The sequence below is a fragment of the Paenibacillus whitsoniae genome, assembly GCF_003955665.1.
GTDB classification, from domain to species: Bacteria; Bacillota; Bacilli; order Paenibacillales; family NBRC-103111; genus Paenibacillus_E; species Paenibacillus_E whitsoniae.
The window spans coordinates 397944-416186 of sequence record NZ_RXHU01000015.1 but is presented as its reverse complement, the minus strand read 5'-3'; the positions used below and the strand labels follow the sequence as shown (position 1 = coordinate 416186).

Below are 18243 nucleotides of genomic sequence, written 5' to 3'. Positions count from 1 at the left end.
ATGAAAGGAAAAGCGGTTGTCTTCACTGATCGATTCATAGTATCCGTTCAAGAGGTAGACATTCCCGAACCGCGCCAAGATGAGGTCGTGATCGATGTAGAGTTTTCCTGGATCAGCAACGGAACAGAATCATCATTTCTGCGCGGCGAAAGAATTGCCGGGGATACCCCGTACCATTCGGGAGCCCCATGGCCTTTCCCGATTGTGGCCGGATATCAGAAGGTTGGTACGATCAGGCAAGTAGGTTCCGGCGTCTCGGGGGTAAAGGTAGGAGACCGCGTATTTTGCACGATTAGCAGGGTGTCCGGCATGTTCGATTCATTCGGCGGTCATGTCAGTCCGGCGGTGACGTCCGCAGATCAAGTGTGGAAGCTACCGGCGGATTCGAGCCCTTTCGATTACAGCGGTCTGGTGCTGACCCAAGTCGGATATAACTGCGGCATGCGGGGACAAGTTCAAGCAGGCGACTGTTCCATTGTTATAGGGGATGGACTTGTGGGTCATTGGACGGCGCAAACGCTGCTGCATCGCGGGGCGAATGTATTGGTTGTAGGCCGTCACGACGATCGGCTTCGTTATTTGCCTGAAGTGGTGGTCGGTGTCAATGCAAAGTACGGTTCCATTCCGGATGCGGTTAATGCTTTCGCCGGCGCTGAAGGAATCGCTGTCCTCGTAGATACGGTCGGCGATTTGGACACCGTGAAGCAATTGTTTCCATTCATGAAGCGTAACGCTCATTTTGTCTCAGCCGGTTTCTACGGTTCGAATGGAAATATCGATATTCAGATGCTTCGCGATAAGGAAATTACGCTGCATGCGCCTGCCGGTTGGAACAAAGAACGGATGGACGCAACATTGAGCGGAGTCCACGATAAATGGCTGCAGACCGGTTCGCTTGTAACACATAGGTTCCCCGTCGATCGAGCAGACGAGGCATGGCGGGTAATTGTAGACAAAAATGAACATTTTCTGGGGATTATTCTGGAATGGTAGGGGAAAAGATGAGTCCTTTTGAACGCTTTCATACAAGGCTGCTGGAAAAAGCTGAAAATGCATTCGCCAGGGCCGTCACTTATGTTGCTATTGGCGATAGTGTGACGCAAGGCTGCATGCAGAACGGCATCGTCGAATATGAACGAGTCTATCATCAAGTTTGCAGAAGAAGAATAGAGCGGCGCTATATGGGCACTGTGCTCAATGTGATTAATTCCGGCGTTTCCGGAGATACAGCCGCGGGCTCCCGTTCCCGTTGGGAGAGGGATGTTCTGCAGTATAATCCCGATCTGGTGACGATCTTCTTCGGGCACAATGATGCTCACGGAGGAGAAGACGGGCTCGCTCCCTACATTCAAGCCATTAGAGATTTGATTGGCCTGGTCCGGGCCGAGACCGAATCTGATATTATGGTGATTACTCCATGCATGATGATGAGGCGGGTCAACGACAGGGTCGCAGATGTGCACAAACCGCTCGTCCCCCGATTCGTGAAATTGGCCGAAGAGGGGCATCTGAGGTCGTACGCCGATGCGTTACGGCATTTCGCATCGGCTAATCAAGTTCCCTGCTTGGACGCATACGGAATGTGGGAGCGTATGGAACGGGAAGGAATTAATATTCATTCCCGTTTGTCAAATGGCATCAATCATCCCGATCCCGAATTCCACGTCGATTTGGGCACGTCTCTGGAAAAGATACTGCTTCGGGAAGCTTGACCATGGAATTCCAATTCATTTATCAAAAGAACGGCAACTTAACTATGCCCCTGGAATTTTATTTCATTCTGTTATGATACGTGAAAAATGATATACTGAAGTTATGGGAGCGGTTACAATCTTCATTTGAACCATACCGCTCTTGTTAAGGGGGAGCGAAATGACTCAAAGATGGTTGAACCGGTTTGGCAGAGTACGCGAGAATCGTTCGAATCAATCACAGTTGTTTTTGCGGTACTTGCTTTCTTATGTTGCCGTTCTTCTAATACCTCTGATTATTTTAGGAGTACTGATTTATTACAGCTTCTTCAATATATTGGCGAATGAGCTGAGTAAAAATAATAAGAACGTGCTGATGCAATTGCAGTATACGTTTGATAACAAGCTAATCGAGATGAACAAAATCGCGTATCAAATATACAACGATCCCAAATTGACGTCATACAACATGGGAGTCGAGAAGCCGTTGAGCGTACAGGACGGCATTACGGAATTGAAAAAGTACATGGTTGGCAATAATTTGCCATACGAGGTGTTTGTCTACTATAACGACTTAGATCGGTTGTACTCTTCTTCGTCTGCGTATTCTGCAGCCGATTTTTTGCAATATTTTCATTACGCCAATTGGAATAGGGATTCCTTCTTTCAAGATATGAAATCGATTCGTAATAATACGACACGGCAGGCAGATGATGTTTCGATGTACGGGGTAGATACGAAAATGATCACCTACATTGTGCCAAACCCGAACTCCTCGTACCTGGGAAACCAAATCACCGTTTTCTTTATGATTGACGAGAAGGCGGTGAACAAGATGCTTGCCTACGGGGATGGCGATATTATCCTTGTCAACGAAGCTTCCCAGATCATTACTTCCTCAAAAAATGCCGGTTATTTGCGATCGGATTCGCTGCATTCCTTAATTGAACAGAGAACGACAGGTGGTTCATCTTCTATCATGCTGGAAGAGCACGAGTTTAATACTTGGACCGTCGAGTCGCCGAATACGAGCTGGAGATATTTGATTTTGTTGCCCGCGAATGAAGCCATGAAGCAATTAACCTATACGAAGACCCTATTTGCCATTGCCCTCTTTTGCATTCTTATGGCGGCAGCAGGAGTCATCGCATACACAATGAGACTCAACTATCGTCCTTTAAGGCAGTTGAAGGCATTCGCCGAAAACAAGCTGGGCAAGCTTTTGCATAATGTGAATGAAATTGAAGCGCTTCGTTTTACGATAGATCATATAGCAACAGCCAAGGAAGAATGGGTGCGGAACAGTTCTTTGGCTGTCAAGGAGTACATCTTAGCCAAATTGTTAAAAGGTCATTATGCCGAAATCAGGGAATGCAACCTGGAAGGTAAGGAAATTGGTCTCGCATTTACGAAACCTAAATTTCGAGTCGCGCTGTTCCTTTTTAAAGATTACGACTTTAACGGAAGGCCTGATCGTAGCCAGTTAATCTCGTTTATCGAGTCCCAGCTTCCGCCTGAGATGGAGGCTTATGGAACCGTTAGCGCCGAAGATGGAAAACTGATCTTGTTAATTGCTGCTGAAGAGAGCAGTGAGGCACAATTGAACGGTTATTTTTCGAGCGTGCATGAAGTATTAAATACGAAATGGGGTCTGCAAACAACGATCGGAATCGGCAATGAGTGGGAAGAAGTCGGTTGGATCGGGAAATCGTATATCGAAGCATCGACAGCGGTGGATTACCGATTAATCAAGGGACGCAATCAGATCATTTTTTTTCGGGACATTCCGCCCCGAGTCGGCTTCAATTACAATTATCCGGTCCAACAGCTCAAAGCGCTTGAACATTCCGTGTTCGAAGGCAATTCTGACGAGACGCGGCGAATCTTGGATCGCCTGTTTACTCTCATCGATCAAATCGATATGCCGCTATTTGAAGTGCGCTGCCTATGCTTCGATATCATCAATACGGTCATCAAATCGATGTGTATGATCAACAAAACCCAAATTCACGATAACACAAACGAATATCCCGATGTGATTTCGTTAGCTGGATTTGAAACAGTAGATGAACTTTGGACGGCAGTCCGGACATTCAGCCTCGATATCTGCCTTTCGATCCAGAACAAAGGAGAGAGGCAGAAACAAGATATGATCGATCGGATGAAAGATTATATCCAAAACAACTTCGGCGATAATCAATTTCTGATCCAGAACATGGCGGATCATTTCCAGATGTCATCTTCAAATTTAAATTATTATTTTAAACAGAAGCACGAGTTTACAATCTCCGAGTATGTCAATCATCTGCGAATGGAAAAGGCAAAACAATTGCTACTCACCACCGACTTTTCTCTTTCCGAAATTGTTAGGCAAATCGGGTATTCGGACGTATCGAGCTTTGTCCGCAAATTCAAGCACACGATCGGGACGACGCCAGGCACGTTCCGTAAAATCCATATTGGTTGAAATCGGCAAGCCTATTCGAAGTAATAGGCTTCTTTTTTTTCTAGTTTTCCACATTTCGCATATTCCTTTGTGTATTTCGCATGGTTTTCATACTCGCATATGGTTGCAGATTGACTTATTTACGGAGGAGAGGGTCTTCGCCATAATAAAGTCATTGCCGTAAGCTTAAGCGCTTTCATCGCAAAATAACCGAGCGCTAACAACAAAGACAACAGAATGAGGTGGTGTAGTGGGACGGAAAATCATTTCCAATTACCAATTGTATTTATTTTTATTGCCCACATTGGTTTATTTCATAGTTTTCTGTTATATCCCGATGTACGGTGTCACGATCGCGTTTAAAGAATTCAAACCTCATCTAGGGATTGTAGGAAGTCCGTGGGTTGGCATGGCGAATTTCGAGCGGTTTTTCAGCTCGGATTCTTTCGGCCCGCTCATTCGCAACACGATTGCACTCAGCGTATACCAATTGCTTGCGAGTTTTCCGATGCCGATAGTGCTTGCGTTATTGCTGAACAGCGCAGGGGGCAAACGATTTAAGAAAGTGGTTCAGACGGTGACATATGCGCCTCATTTCATATCCACGGTTGTTGTGGTAGGAATGCTCTCGGTTTATTTATCGCCGCAAACCGGAATCATCAACGTATGGATCAAAGCACTAGGCGGACATTCCGTCTTTTTTATGGCCGATGAAGGCTGGTTTCGTTCCATTTATGTATGGTCTGGCGTCTGGCAAAATGCTGGCTGGGGAACCATCATCTATTTGGCGGCGCTTGCGGGCATCGATCCGGGCTTACATGAAGCGGCTATTGTGGACGGAGCCTCGAAACTCAGACGGATCTGGCATATCGATCTGCCGGGAATTTCACCTACGATCGTCATATTGCTGATCCTGAATATGGGCAGCGTTATGTCGGTCGGATTCGAGAAAGTCTTTTTGATGCAAAATGCGCTGAATTTGTCGACTTCCGAAATTATTACCACCTACGTGTACAAGATCGGATTGGTGTCGTCACAGTATAGCTTTTCCGCGGCAATGGGATTGTTTAATTCGGTCATCAATTTTGTTTTGTTAATAGTGGTTAATCGAATTGCAAAAAAATTAGGGCAGAGCAGCCTTTGGTAAGCGATAGGGAGGGAACGATATGCATACGGTTCATCAAAGCCGGGGCGACAAATTGTTCGATGCGGCTGGATTTCTGATCCTGTTAGTAGCCTTAGTCACTGTTGCCTACCCGCTGTATTTTATTGTCATCGCATCTTTCAGCAATCCTTCGGCTGTAAGTTTGGGGGAAGTGATTTTATTGCCGAAGGGAATTACCTTGGAAGGTTATTCAAGGATCGTTGCACAGAGCGATTTATGGATTGGTTATCGAAATACCATCGCTTATACGATTATTGGCACATTTCTGAATGTGGCACTTACCGTGACAGGTGCCTATGCGCTTTCCCGAAAGGATCTTGTCGGCAGGAATGTGTTCATGGGGTTTATAGCTTTTACGATGTTTTTCAGCGGGGGGTTAATTCCAACTTATCTGCTGATCAAAGGCCTTGGCCTGTACAATACGTTTTGGGTCATGGTGATCCCGGGAGCCATCAGCGTGTGGAACTTGATCATAGCGCGAACCTATTTCCAGACCAGCTTGCCCGAAGAGCTATGGGAGGCGGCCGTCATGGACGGATGTTCGAACTTCCAATATTTCTTTAAGGTTGTGCTGCCGCTCTCCCAAGCGATTATAGCGGTATTGGTTCTGTTTTACGCAGTCGGCCACTGGAACGAATTTTTCAACGGACTTATTTATTTAAAGGATCGCAGCCGTTACCCACTGCAGCTTATCTTGCGGGATATTCTGATTCAGACGCAAATTAGTCAAGATCAGGTGCAAAATGAAAATGCAAACAAATTGGCAGAAGCTGCTAATTTAATGAAATACGGCATTATTATCGTTTCCAGTTTGCCAGTGCTGATTCTATACCCTTTTATCCAAAAGTATTTCGTGAAAGGCGTCATGGTTGGGGCCATTAAAGGCTAAGGCCGGTCTTGGATTTTGAAGGAGGTGATGCCACCAAACGATGAAACGGAAGGAACGTCAGGTTGGAACTACAAGTATTGGCATAATTATAAGTTGGAGGGGTTCCCATGAAAAAAAGCTTTACGGTTTTGTTAACTATCGCCTTGACAGCATCCATAGCTATTGGTTGCAGCAAGCAAGAAGAAACTGGTTCAAGTCAACCTTCAGGTTCCTTAGCATCGAATAATTTAAACCAGACCGGACTGCCGATTGTGAAGGAGAAAGTGAACCTAACGGCCACTGTTGTATCTTCCACTAACAATTGGAATACGAAAAAATATTTTCAGGATTTAGAGAAAGCAACGAATGTGCATGTCGAATTTCAAAGCTTCGGCAATAACGAGCTGGAAAAATTCAATCTGATGTTTGCCAGCAGGGATTTTCCTGACATCATCTTGGGTGGAGGGGGAGCCAATAACAAACAATTGGATAAGCAAATTCAGGATGCAGCGGCGGCAGGAGACATTATTCCTTTGAACGATTTGATCGACAAATACGCTCCGAATTGGAAAGCGGCGCTGGCCAAGAACCCTTATTTGAAAAAAGTCATTACCGCGAAAGACGGTAATATATACACCTTGCCGATTTACAGAAATGATACAACGAACTCCGGCATTCGCGATCAGTGGCTGATCAATACCAAATGGCTGAATGAGCTCGGGCTCAAGATGCCGACCACAACAGAAGAGTTTTACCAGGTGCTCAAGGCATTCAAGGAAAACGCTGGCAAAGGCAGCATCCCGAAAAACGTCATCCCGTGGTATTATTTATGGAATAATTTCTCTGGTGGTAATTTTGACCTTTTCGGATCGTTCGGCGTGCTCGTCTATAATGGCGATTACATTGCCGTCAAGGACGGAAAAGTTCAATTTCAAGCGATGAATCCGGCAATCAAGGAACCGCTCAAGTATTTGAACCGGTTATATAAGGAAGGATTGATTCCTCCGGAAAGCTTTACGGACGATGGGAATACGTTTGCAGCCAAATATAGTTCCAATCCCCCTGTAGTCGGGTCATTCAGCACGTTTCATAATCCTGATATGACCGAGCAAATTTATGATGCCATGTTACCGATCAAAGGCCCAGGCGTCGATAAACCGCTTTATAGACGGCAAGTGAACACCGTCGACCGCAATTTATTTGAAATTACAAAGAAAAACAAAAATCCTGAGGCGTCTATGCGCTGGATCGATACGATTGCCGATCCGGATTGGTCGATCCAAGGAAATTACGGGATGTTTGGCGACTTTCTTGAAAAACAGGCCGATGGTACCATTAAATCGGTGCCGAATAAAAACGCAGCTGATCTGAACACGAACATACCGAATAACACGATCGCTCTGTTGTTGCCACAGGAGTTAATGGATAAGATGACCCTAAGCGGCCAAAATGCAATACGAGCAAAAAATGTAAAAAAATACGAGCCTTATGTCGCACCACTTGAAAACTTTTATCCTCCGGTTCTATTCACTTCTGAGCAAAACGACAAGAAAGCTTCCATCTCGACGGATGTATTGGGCTATGTGAACAAAACATTTTCGAAGTGGGTCGTCGAAGGCGGTATCGATCAGGAATGGGATGCTTATGTAAAGAAACTTAAAGATATGAAAGTAGACGAAATGATCAAGGTGTATCAGGATGCTTTGGACGACTTTAATAAACAGTAGGAGGTGTATTATTAGATGAAAACGCTGCATAAATCATGGGGAAGCAAGCATGTATTCGATCCGGGTAAGAAGACGGAGGATACGAACGGAGCTGGCTTGCAAATTGTCAGATTGGCTCCGGGTGACGGACTTGTTACAGTGGATTGGATGATGCTTGTCGCGAGTGAAAACGTGTTGCCTCTGCGGTATGAGCTGACGGTCGGTTTAAAAGGCGGAGACGAAATCTCCGCACATCCGGTCGCGGACGGAGAGATGAGCTTCACGGTTTCGGGATTGGTCAACGGCGAGAATTACGCCGTTCGCGTGATCGCTTATGCCGCAGGCTCGAATACGGTTGTATCGGAAAGCCTGGAGCGCCTCGTGCGTCCGGGCATCGTCCCGGGTACCGTCGTGAACTATATTCACCCTGACGATGACGCGTATCAGTTTTCCGGGCACTACGCCGCAAGTCCGTCGATCGCGCAGCTTCCGGATGGAGGCTTGGTCGCTTCGCACGACATCTTCGGGGACCGCGGTTCGGGTCAATCTTTGTCCAAAATATTCCGTTCCGATGACGGCGGCAAAACCTGGAGGTTTCTGACGGATGTATTTCCCTGCTTCTGGGGGAAATTATTCGTGCTCCGCGGCAGCCTGTACATGCTGGCTGCCAGCACGGAATACGGCTCCCTCCTCATCGGCCGTTCCGATGACGGCGGAGAAACGTGGTCGGAACCTACCGTTTTGATTACGCCGGATGATTGGCAGATCCCGGGCGGGATTCACAAAGCTCCTGTTCCGGTAGTTGTGCATCAAGGCCGCGTATGGTCGGCCGTAGAGTTCGGTACGTGGGATAACCTTAGATTTGACGCCGGGGTCGTCTCTGCACCGGTCGAAGCCGATCTTTTGGATAAGGAACAATGGACCGTCACTCCTTTCTTGCCATATGACCGCCATTGGCAGGGGACTGTCGCAAACTGCAAGACGGCAGTGCTGATCGAGGGAAATGTCGTAGTTACACCGGCAGGCGGTCTAGTCAATGTGCTGCGATATAATACAATCGAAGGCGATTCGGCCATCGGCCGAGCGGTCGTATTGGACGTGAATTTGGAGCAGCCGGACAGCGCCCTTGCTTTTCGGGAAGTCATCGATTTCCCGGGAAGTCAAACGAAATTCGCCATTCATTACGACGGGCAAACCGGTCATTATTTGTCTCTTGGGAACAGGGTGACGACAAATAACGGTGCGCAGCGAAATATATTAGCTCTGACGAAGTCGTCAAATTTGTTGGATTGGTCGTTCGTTATCGATGTTCTGAATTATGAAGAAAATGGATGGTACGAGGATCGGTCGAAAACCGCATTTCAATACGTGGATTGGCTGATTGACGGAGAGGACATCCTCTTCCTTTCCAGAACCGCCATTAACGGTGCGAAAAATTTCCATGATGCGAATCATCTCACTTTCCATCGGATCGAACAATTTCGCAAGCTGCTGAGCTAAATATCAGTCTATACCTTGTTAAAAGGAGCATAACTCAAGTGACCAAAATTGAAGATCGGGCTACCGTTTTGTTTCAAGGAGACAGCATTACGGATTTCGGGCGCAATCGTGAAGACGGACATGATTTGGGCAGCGGTTACGCGATGATGGCCTCGGCTATATTTTCCAGCAATTATCCGGAAAAGCAAGTGAAGTTTATCAATCGGGGGATAGGCGGAAATCGGGTCACAGATTTGCAGCAGCGCTGGGAGCAGGACTGCCTGGATCTAAACCCTACGTGGGTTTCAATTTATATTGGCATTAACGATACTTGGCGGCGTTATTCTCATAATGATCCTACATCTGTGGAAACATTTACTCAAGGGTACCGGAATCTGATTGAGCAGACCAAAGAAAAGCTGGATGCCAAGCTGGTTCTCATCGAGCCGTTCGTACTTCCACTACCGGAGGACAGCAAGCAATGGAGAGAGGACCTGGATCCTAAAATCAACGCTGTAAGAGAGCTTGCACGGGAGTATCATGCCTTGCTTGTTCCGCTTGACGGTCTTTTTGCGGCAGCAAGCGTACATGCGCCTCCGGCTTTTTGGACGACTGACGGAGTTCATCCGTCGCCAGCCGGACATGCTTTAATAGCAAAAGCTTGGTTGGATGCAGTTAATGCCTGGGCTTGAAGCCATAAAAAATGGAGGAGTTTCCATGACTAAGAGAGTAGCTCTAGTGCTTGCGTTCGCTCTGACAGTAGGCTTGACCATTGGCTGTACGAATAATGAAACGGCATCTCCGGAAAAAAAGTCGTCCGCAGCATCTAGTAATGTGAACCAAACGGGGCTGCCAATCGTGAAGGAAAAGGTAAAATTAACTGCTAATGTCGTAGCGCCCACCAACAACTGGAATACATTAATCTATTTTCAAAACCTGGAGAAAGAAACGAACGTACATGTAGAATTTCAAAATTTCGGTACAAACGAACAGGAAAAGTTTAACCTGATGTTTGCGAGCCGTGATTTTCCTGACATGATTTTGCGGGGAGCGAACGATAAGCAAATACTGGATGCGGCGGCAGCTGGCGATATTATTCCTTTGAATGATTTGATCGATAAGTATGCACCAAACTGGAAACAGGCACTAGCCAAGTACCCGTATTTGAAAAAAGTCGCGACTATGAAAGACGGCAAGATATACAGTCTTCCAATTGTAAGAATGGATGAGACCAATTCCGGCATCCGCGACCAGTGGCTGATCAATGTCAAATGGTTAAACGAACTCGGACTCAAGATGCCGACGACAACGGAAGAATACTATCAAGTACTTAAGTCGTTCAAGGGTCATGCTGGCCAAGGCAGCATTCCGAAAAATGTAATTCCGTGGTATTACAGGTGGAATCAGTTTGTCGGTGGCAATTTCGACATTTTCGGATCATTTGGCGTCCTGGTTCCTAACTCTGATTACATCATCGTCAAAGACGGAAAAGTTCAATTCCAAGCCGTCAATCCGGCAATCAAGGAGCCGATCAAGTATTTGAACCGGCTGTATAAAGAAGGCTTGATTCCTCCAGAGAGCTTTACGGACGACGGGAACACGTACTTGGCCAAGACGCGTTCCAATCCGCCTATAGCCGGAGTATTCAGCTCCTACTTTAATATCGATTTGACGGAGCAGATCTATGACGCCATGATGCCGGTGAAAGGCCCAGGTGTGGATAAGCCTCTGTTCAGACAGCAGTTGAACACCGTGGATAGAAACTATTTTGCGATTACAAAAAACAACAAAAACCCCGAGGCTAGCATCCGCTGGATCGATACGGTAGCGAACCAGGATTGGTCCATTCAGGGAATGTACGGGATGTTCGGAGATTACCTTGAAAAGCAGGCGGATGGAAAAATCAAGCAGTTGCCCGATAAAAATGCAGACGAATTGGGCAAAACGATACCATCCAACACGCTCGCTCTTCTCATGACGCCCGATTTGATGGATAAGATGATCTGGGGAGGCCAGCAGGGACAGCGCGCAAAAAATGTGAATAAATACAAGCCTTACGTTGCTTCTGTCGAAAACTTTTATCCTCCGGTCGTATTTACATCCGAGCAGAATGACAAGAAAGCCGCGCTCTCGACGGATGTATTGGGGTATGTCAACAAAACGCTGGCAAGGTGGGTTGTCGACGGCGGAATCGATCAGGAATGGGATTCGTATGTAAAGAAACTCAAGGATATGAAGGCCGATGAATTAATCAAAGTTTACCAAGATGCTTTGGACGATTTTAACAAAAACTAAGAGGTGCTGCTGGATAAACTTCCCCACGGCAAGCCGCGGGGAAGTTTATCCGACCCAGACCCATCGGTGGGAGTGAGGAGATGATGAGAGTCAGCAGAAAAGCATTGATTATCATGACGATATCCCTTGTTTCGGCTGTAGCGGGTATCGCTTGCATGCTTTTCATAAAAGAGCCTTTAAGCAGAGCCGGAGGCAATTCAGTCGTTGCGACGATTAACGGCGAACCTCTGACAACGGAAGAATTCAAATTGCTGCTCGCAAAAAACAGAGCTTCGACTTATACCTATTTTAAAAGTAAATACAATGTTGACGACAGCCTCCGATTCTGGAACGGCAACTATGGAGGGGAGGTGCCCATAGAAAAGCTCAAAACTAAAGCGCTAAATGAAAGCGTTAACATTAAAATTCAGCAGCTTTTAGCCAAGCAGAAAGGCGTCGTGAAAGATATCAGTTATCCGGCCTTTGTGCAACAGCTTCAAGCCGAGAATGAAAGGAGAAAAGAAGCTGTAAGAAAGAAACAGGCAATTTATGGGCCTGTAAGCTTCGACGAAAAGGCCTATTATGGAATTGTGATCGGTAATCTGGCGGCGGAACTAAAGAAGAACATTGGGCAGGAATCTACGGTTTCGGATCAAGTACTTCAACGATATTATGAGCTAAACAAGGATGTTTTGTTTGCGATACCGGATACAATTCGTATCAAAAAACTGAGCGTTGCGTTTACGGATCTTGGAACGATGCAAAAAGAAGATGCCCGTGTGTTAATCGACGAAATTCACGACAGATGGGTAGCCGGGGAAGTTTTGGATAAACTGTTGGAGGCTTACGGACAACAAAATTCAAGACTTATCGCAGTGGAAGAACAAAGCTTGGATAATGCATCTCTCAGGGTCAACACGATGAAAAGTCCTATTCTAACGGATACTGCAGAACAGTTGTCTGTTGGCGGGATAAGTCATGTATTTGAAGAGAACGGCGCCTTCACGATGATGGAATGCCTGGAGAAAATTCCACAAGGGTATCGGCCGTTTCTCGAAGTAAAAGAGCAGGTTAAATCAGATGTAATCGATCAACAATATAACGAGCTAGTAGCACAATTGATGAAGGACGCGGTTATTCACATCAACAACAGTGTCTATAATAGCATCATATTGTAAAAGATTTGGAGTTATATGGAGGAGGATTGTTTATATGGTAAAAAAAGTGAAGGCGATGATTACGAATTTCCTTATCTGCTTGATGCTGAGCATAACGATTCCGGCAATGGTTCCCGCTTCTGTGTCGGCCGATCAACTATTGACTATGGGAACCTCCTATTATGTTGATGCGTCAACCGGCAGCGATAGCCATGCAGGAACAAGTGCGGATGCTGCCTGGCAAACATTAGACAAAGTGAACAGTACCACATTTATGCCAGGAGACCGGATTTTGTTCAAAGCAGGCGGGGCATGGACCGGTACGCTTCATCCGCTGGGTTCCGGTTCAGCGGGCGCTCCGATTACGATCGATGGCTACGGGAGCGGCAACAAACCGCTGATTATGGGCAATGGCGCACGTACGGCCATAGAGCTGTACATGCAGGAATATTGGACGATACAAAACCTGGAGATTACCAACGATGCTTCACAGGTCGCTATGCGAAACGGCATCTTTATCCATGGCAATGAGAACAGCTCGACTGCCGAGCCTCTGCATGGGATTCAAATCCTGAATATGGACGTCCACAACGTAGAAGGCATTCATGTGTACACAGATGGCGATGTTTGGCGTTCTGCCGCCATTCAATTTTACGGAATTTTCAACGATGTGCTGGTATCCGGCAACAATGTGCATGACGTGACCGTTGGGGGAATATTCCATTTTTCTGAAGGCACTTCCGACGGAATTGTCGTTAGCAACAATATCGTCAACAAAACGGGGCGCGACGGGATCATTGTAGCGCAAGCCAAAAATGTGCTGGCTGAGTACAACACGGTGTTGGATGCGGGGATCAATGGTCAAGGGTTTAGATGGATTGCAGGCATGTTTCCGCATCGCTCGGAAAACGCGACTTTTCAGTATAACGAAGTGGCCAGAACGAAGAAAGAAATTTCGGACGGGCAAGGCTTGGACGCGGATCTTTTCAATGGCGGCAATATTATTTTTCAGTACAACTATAGCCACGACAATGAGGGCGGATTTTTCCTGGTGATGGGCGATCAGACCCCATACCGTGACAATAAGCCGCTCGAAAATATTATCATAAGGTACAATATTAGCCAAAACGATATGAACGGCGAAATGAAAGTAAGGTACACGGATAAAACGTATATATACAACAATGATATTTATTGTCTGAATTGCTTTGTGAGAATAAGCAACGACGAAAATACAGGCCTGAATACCCAAGGAGCAAAAATCTGGAATAATATTTTTTCTGGCGCCGGCGGCTTTTACCAGCAAGATTTCTTGTATGATTCCAATGTATATATGGGCGCCGGCATCATTCCTGACGATCCCAATCCAATCACGGCCGATCCGTTATTTGTCGACCCGGGCAAAGGCGGAGATTTTAAGGCCGGCGTTAACGGCTACCAATTAAAACCGGAATCGCCAGCCCTTAATGCTGGAAAAGTAATACCCAACAACGGAGGTCAAGACTATTGGGGTAATCCTCTCTACTTTGGAAAACCGGATATTGGAGCCTTTGAATATCAGGCTGAGGATAATAAACCGATACCCGATGGAACAAATCTATTGAGCAATCCCGGTTTCGAAGATCCAATTACGTCCAATATTCCGTGGCAGCTTGGCGCCGGATTCGAGCGTTCCAACGAGGATTTCAGTTCCGGTTCATCTTCATTGAAGCTTACGGGAACAACCAGCGGAAATACATCGGTACAACAGGCAAAAGTAAAAACAAATACGGCGTATACCCTCACTTTTAAAGCCAAATCATCGGTTGGCGGGGCAACCGTCAAAGTGATGCCGGTTACAGGAAACGGGCTGCTGGGTCAGGCAGTTGTTACAGCATCCTCCGGCTGGAAGGAGTATATCGTTCAATTTAATAGCTCAGCATTGGATAGTGTAAAGATTTGCATTCTGGACAGTGCGAACGGAACAGCTTATTTTGATGATTTTAGCCTGAAAAGCAAAGCAGTAAATCCAGGGCCGAGAAACCTTTTATTAAATTCCGATTTTGAAATTTTGACGACAGGCAATACACCGTGGTCCTATTATTACGGAGACCCGAACTCACCCTTCTCTTTCTCAACAGAGGAGAACCATACAGTAGGCGGCACGCAATCTATGAAAATGACCGGTAAACGCGACTATCGAGGATTGAGGCAGGATGTTGCCGTAAAACCAAACACGGATTATATCTTCTCACTATATGCAAAAACCAATGATAATGGGGATTCCAGTAAAATAGCGCTCTTCAAAGTGCTGGACACAAAAGAGAAGACGATTGCACAAACGAATATCGGCAATAGCAGCGACTGGAAGCAGTTCACGATTAAAGTGAACAGCGGCAGCTTCACGACGTTAAGGGTTATCTTGCAGGACGGAGGAATCTCGGGGTACTTTGATGATTTCTCTGTTGTAGAAGAGGTGCAGCAGCCAATAAGTTCCGGTCCGGACGATCCGAACATCCGTTATTTCGGACGATGGGATAAGAGCAACAGCTCGCAATACAGTAGTTACTGGGCGGGAGCCTATTTTAGAGTCAATTTTACAGGGACTACCGTGAAATTGAAATTAAGCGGCAGTGACGCTGTCAACTTTTTTATTCAATTAGACAATGGCGCTCCGAAGCTTTACAGCAATGCCAAAGGTACGGTCGATCTGACGCCGGCGCCGCTAAGCAATGGCGTGCATTCACTCCTTGTCGCAGCCAGAGATATTAAGGATGTGATTCGTTTACAAGGGCTGTTTCTCGATTCGGGTGCAGTCACTCAAGCGCCATATACGAGTGACAAGTTGATTGAATTTATCGGGGATTCCATAACAGTAGGCTACAAAAATACGAATATTGCGCTTTCCTCTTATGCTTGGAAGACTGCGGAACAGCTCAAGACGGAGCATACGCAAATTGCTTATACCGGCATATGTCTGACGGACAATATTTCCTGCTATTCCCCCAATGCCATCGGTATGAGCCGTCAGTATTTTAAAATGCAGACCGTTGACTCCCCCACTTCACCGGATTGGGATTTCACGGCCTACCAACCAACGGCGATCGTGGTTAATTTAGGAACCAATGACAGTGTGTTTAATGTGGCAGACGGAGATTTTCAAAGCGCTTATATCACATTTCTGCAAAATATTCGCGCCAAGTATCCGGCTGCTGAAATTTTCGTGCTGCGGACGTTCGGCGGTTATAAGGCAGCTCCAACACAAGCGGCAGTTACAGATCGAGCAAATGCCGGCGATACTCGAATCCATTATGTGGATACAACAGGATGGCTGGTCACGTCCGATTATGTAGATGGCACGCATCCGACCGACGCCGGTCAGCAAAAAGTGGCTGATCAATTGGTGCCGATTATAAGGACTTATACGCAGCCAGCAAGTGACAACCTTGTACAAAATCCAGGATTTGAGTTTACGACGACAGGCAATACACCGTGGTCCTATTATTATGGAGACCCGAATTCTCCATTCTCTTTCTCAACGGAAGAAAACCATACAGCAGGTGGCACGCAATCCATGAAAATGATAGGAAAACGCGACTATCGAGGACTGAGACAGGATGTCGCCGTAAAACCAAACACGGATTATACCTTCTCGCTTTATGCCAAAACCAATAATAATGGGGATTCCACTAAAATAGCGCTCTTCAAAGTGCTGGACACCCAAGAGAAGACGATTGCACAAACGAATATCGGCAATAACAGCGATTGGAAACAGTTCACCCTCAAAGTGAACAGCGGCAGTTTGACGACATTAAGGATTATCTTGCAGGACGGAGGAATCTCGGGGTACTTTGATGACTTTAGTGCAGTTCCTTCGGATTCTACACCTCCAGCATGGCCTGCTGGAAGCACACTTTCGGCAATGAATGTCCAATCGACATCGCTTATGTTAGCGTGGCCATCAGCAACGGATAATGTGGGTGTTACACAGTATCGCGTATATATCGGGGACCGTTTGCTAGATACGGTATCAGGCAGCGTATACAACTATAGCGTAACGGGACTCGCGGAATATACGGATTACACCTTTAAAGTGATTGCAGGGGATAACGCCGGAAATTGGAGCGCACAAGGTTTGACGGCTATTATTAAAACGGCAGATGCGACTCCGCCGATTACAACCCTAAACTTGATGCCTTCGCAACCGGATGGACAGAATGGCTGGTACGTGCATCCGGTAGCGGTCACTTTAAGCGCATTCGATAATTTTTCGGGCGTCGCCAAGACCGAGTACAGTTTGGACGGCGGTAGCACTTGGCAAGCCTACGTGGCGCCGGTAACGCTGAGTCAAGACGGCAAATATACAGTGAACTACCGTTCGACGGACAACGCGGGCAATGTTGAACCTGTCCATACGATCAGCTTCTTTCTGGATTCGATGGCTCCTGAGGCTAATCTGACTCAGTCTGGTCACAACGTCGGGGATATGCCGGTTGATATGCCAGTGGCCTTTGAACTTGCAAGCACGGACAGCATGTCGGGCGTCAACGAGCAAACGCTGGTGCTGGACGGCGTTGCTATCTCGAGCGGACAGGCGATCCCTGCGGGAAGCCTGAAGGTTGGCGCGCATACGATCGCGTATCGCGTGTCAGATGTCGCCGGCAATGTGACGGAGGCTTCGATGCTGTTTCAAGTGACGAGCCCGGCTGTTGTTGACGCGGGCGTGCCCGGCGTGCCGGTGCTGTCTTCGAACAGCGGGTATGCCCATGGCTTGAACGACGGCAACTACACCGTTACGATGAACATGTGGTGGGGACTGAACGGCTCCCAGTTCAACTTGTATGAGAACGGGGTGTTAGTAAATACGACTTCGCTGGCAAAGACATCGCCTGCAGCGCAAACCGCCGTATGGACGACGACTGGCAAAGCCAACGGCACCTACACGTATGTAGGCGAACTCATCAATTCGGCAGGCAAAACCGTCAGTCAGCCGCTCATCGTGAAAGTGACGGACGCCTCGCCAGGGAAGGCGGTGCTGTCGGAGGACAACTGGGACGGTGACGGGAACTTCACCGTATCCATGAACCTCTGGTGGGGAACGAATGCCACGGAGTACCGCCTGTATGAGAATAATGTGCTCATCGACACGAAGAGCCTGACGGCAGCCTCGCCAGGCGCGCAAAACACGGCGACCGCGATTTCCGGCAAAGCCGTTGGCGTGTACGAGTACCGCTGCGAACTTGTGAATACTGCGGGTGTCACGGCCAGCGACAAACTGACGGTGAAGGTCACACATTAAAAGAAGGTTGGATTGTTTTCTGGTTCAATTCTTTTTGTGAAAAATATTTGTCATTAGTATTTCAAAACAAATTTGTAATTCAAACAATTTCCCCCGAAATCCATTTCAAAACTTTATTTGTCATTTTGAATTATGAGAAAAAGCCAGCAAACCCTTGTGTTTGCTGGCTTTCTGCACTT

11 protein-coding genes are annotated in these 18243 nt (G+C 46.8%); all 11 read left to right on the top strand.

Annotated elements, in window-relative coordinates; translation table 11 throughout:
* The 11 genes from EJQ19_RS06235 to EJQ19_RS06185 all read left to right on the top strand — a co-directional run bounded on the left by EJQ19_RS06235 (position 1) and on the right by EJQ19_RS06185 (position 18064).
* On the top strand, positions 1-993 hold the full coding sequence (locus EJQ19_RS06235) for a zinc-binding dehydrogenase (RefSeq protein WP_126140319.1): 993 nt from the start codon (positions 1-3) through the stop codon (positions 991-993).
* An 8-nt stretch (positions 994-1001) separates the two neighbouring features.
* Positions 1002-1712, top strand: coding sequence for an SGNH/GDSL hydrolase family protein (locus EJQ19_RS06230; RefSeq protein WP_164716353.1), 711 nt, complete (start codon positions 1002-1004; stop codon positions 1710-1712).
* Positions 1713-1872: 160 nt separating this feature from the next.
* Entirely contained in the window at positions 1873-4158 is a 2286-nt protein-coding gene (locus tag EJQ19_RS06225) for a helix-turn-helix domain-containing protein (protein WP_126140317.1), read from the top strand.
* Positions 4159-4387: 229 nt separating this feature from the next.
* A complete protein-coding gene (locus EJQ19_RS06220) occupies positions 4388-5284 on the top strand; it encodes an ABC transporter permease (protein ID WP_241242755.1) in 897 nt (298 codons plus the stop codon).
* Positions 5285-5303: 19 nt separating this feature from the next.
* Entirely contained in the window at positions 5304-6191 is an 888-nt protein-coding gene (locus EJQ19_RS06215; RefSeq protein ID WP_126140316.1) for a carbohydrate ABC transporter permease, read from the top strand.
* A 107-nt stretch (positions 6192-6298) separates the two neighbouring features.
* A complete protein-coding gene (locus EJQ19_RS06210; RefSeq protein ID WP_126140315.1) occupies positions 6299-7897 on the top strand; it encodes a type 2 periplasmic-binding domain-containing protein in 1599 nt (532 codons plus the stop codon).
* 15 nt (positions 7898-7912) lie between these two features.
* Positions 7913-9376, top strand: coding sequence for an exo-alpha-sialidase (locus EJQ19_RS06205; RefSeq protein WP_126140314.1), 1464 nt, complete (start codon positions 7913-7915; stop codon positions 9374-9376).
* 38 nt (positions 9377-9414) lie between these two features.
* Entirely contained in the window at positions 9415-10047 is a 633-nt protein-coding gene (locus EJQ19_RS06200; protein WP_126140313.1) for an SGNH/GDSL hydrolase family protein, read from the top strand.
* Positions 10048-10072: 25 nt separating this feature from the next.
* Entirely contained in the window at positions 10073-11650 is a 1578-nt protein-coding gene (locus EJQ19_RS06195; RefSeq protein ID WP_126140312.1) for a type 2 periplasmic-binding domain-containing protein, read from the top strand.
* Positions 11651-11730: 80 nt separating this feature from the next.
* A complete protein-coding gene (locus EJQ19_RS06190; protein ID WP_126140311.1) occupies positions 11731-12807 on the top strand; it encodes a peptidylprolyl isomerase in 1077 nt (358 codons plus the stop codon).
* A 34-nt stretch (positions 12808-12841) separates the two neighbouring features.
* Positions 12842-18064: an OmpL47-type beta-barrel domain-containing protein gene (locus EJQ19_RS06185; RefSeq protein ID WP_126140310.1), complete on the top strand. Its 5223-nt coding sequence runs from the start codon at positions 12842-12844 to the stop codon at positions 18062-18064.
* The last annotated feature ends 179 nt before the right edge of the window (positions 18065-18243 follow it).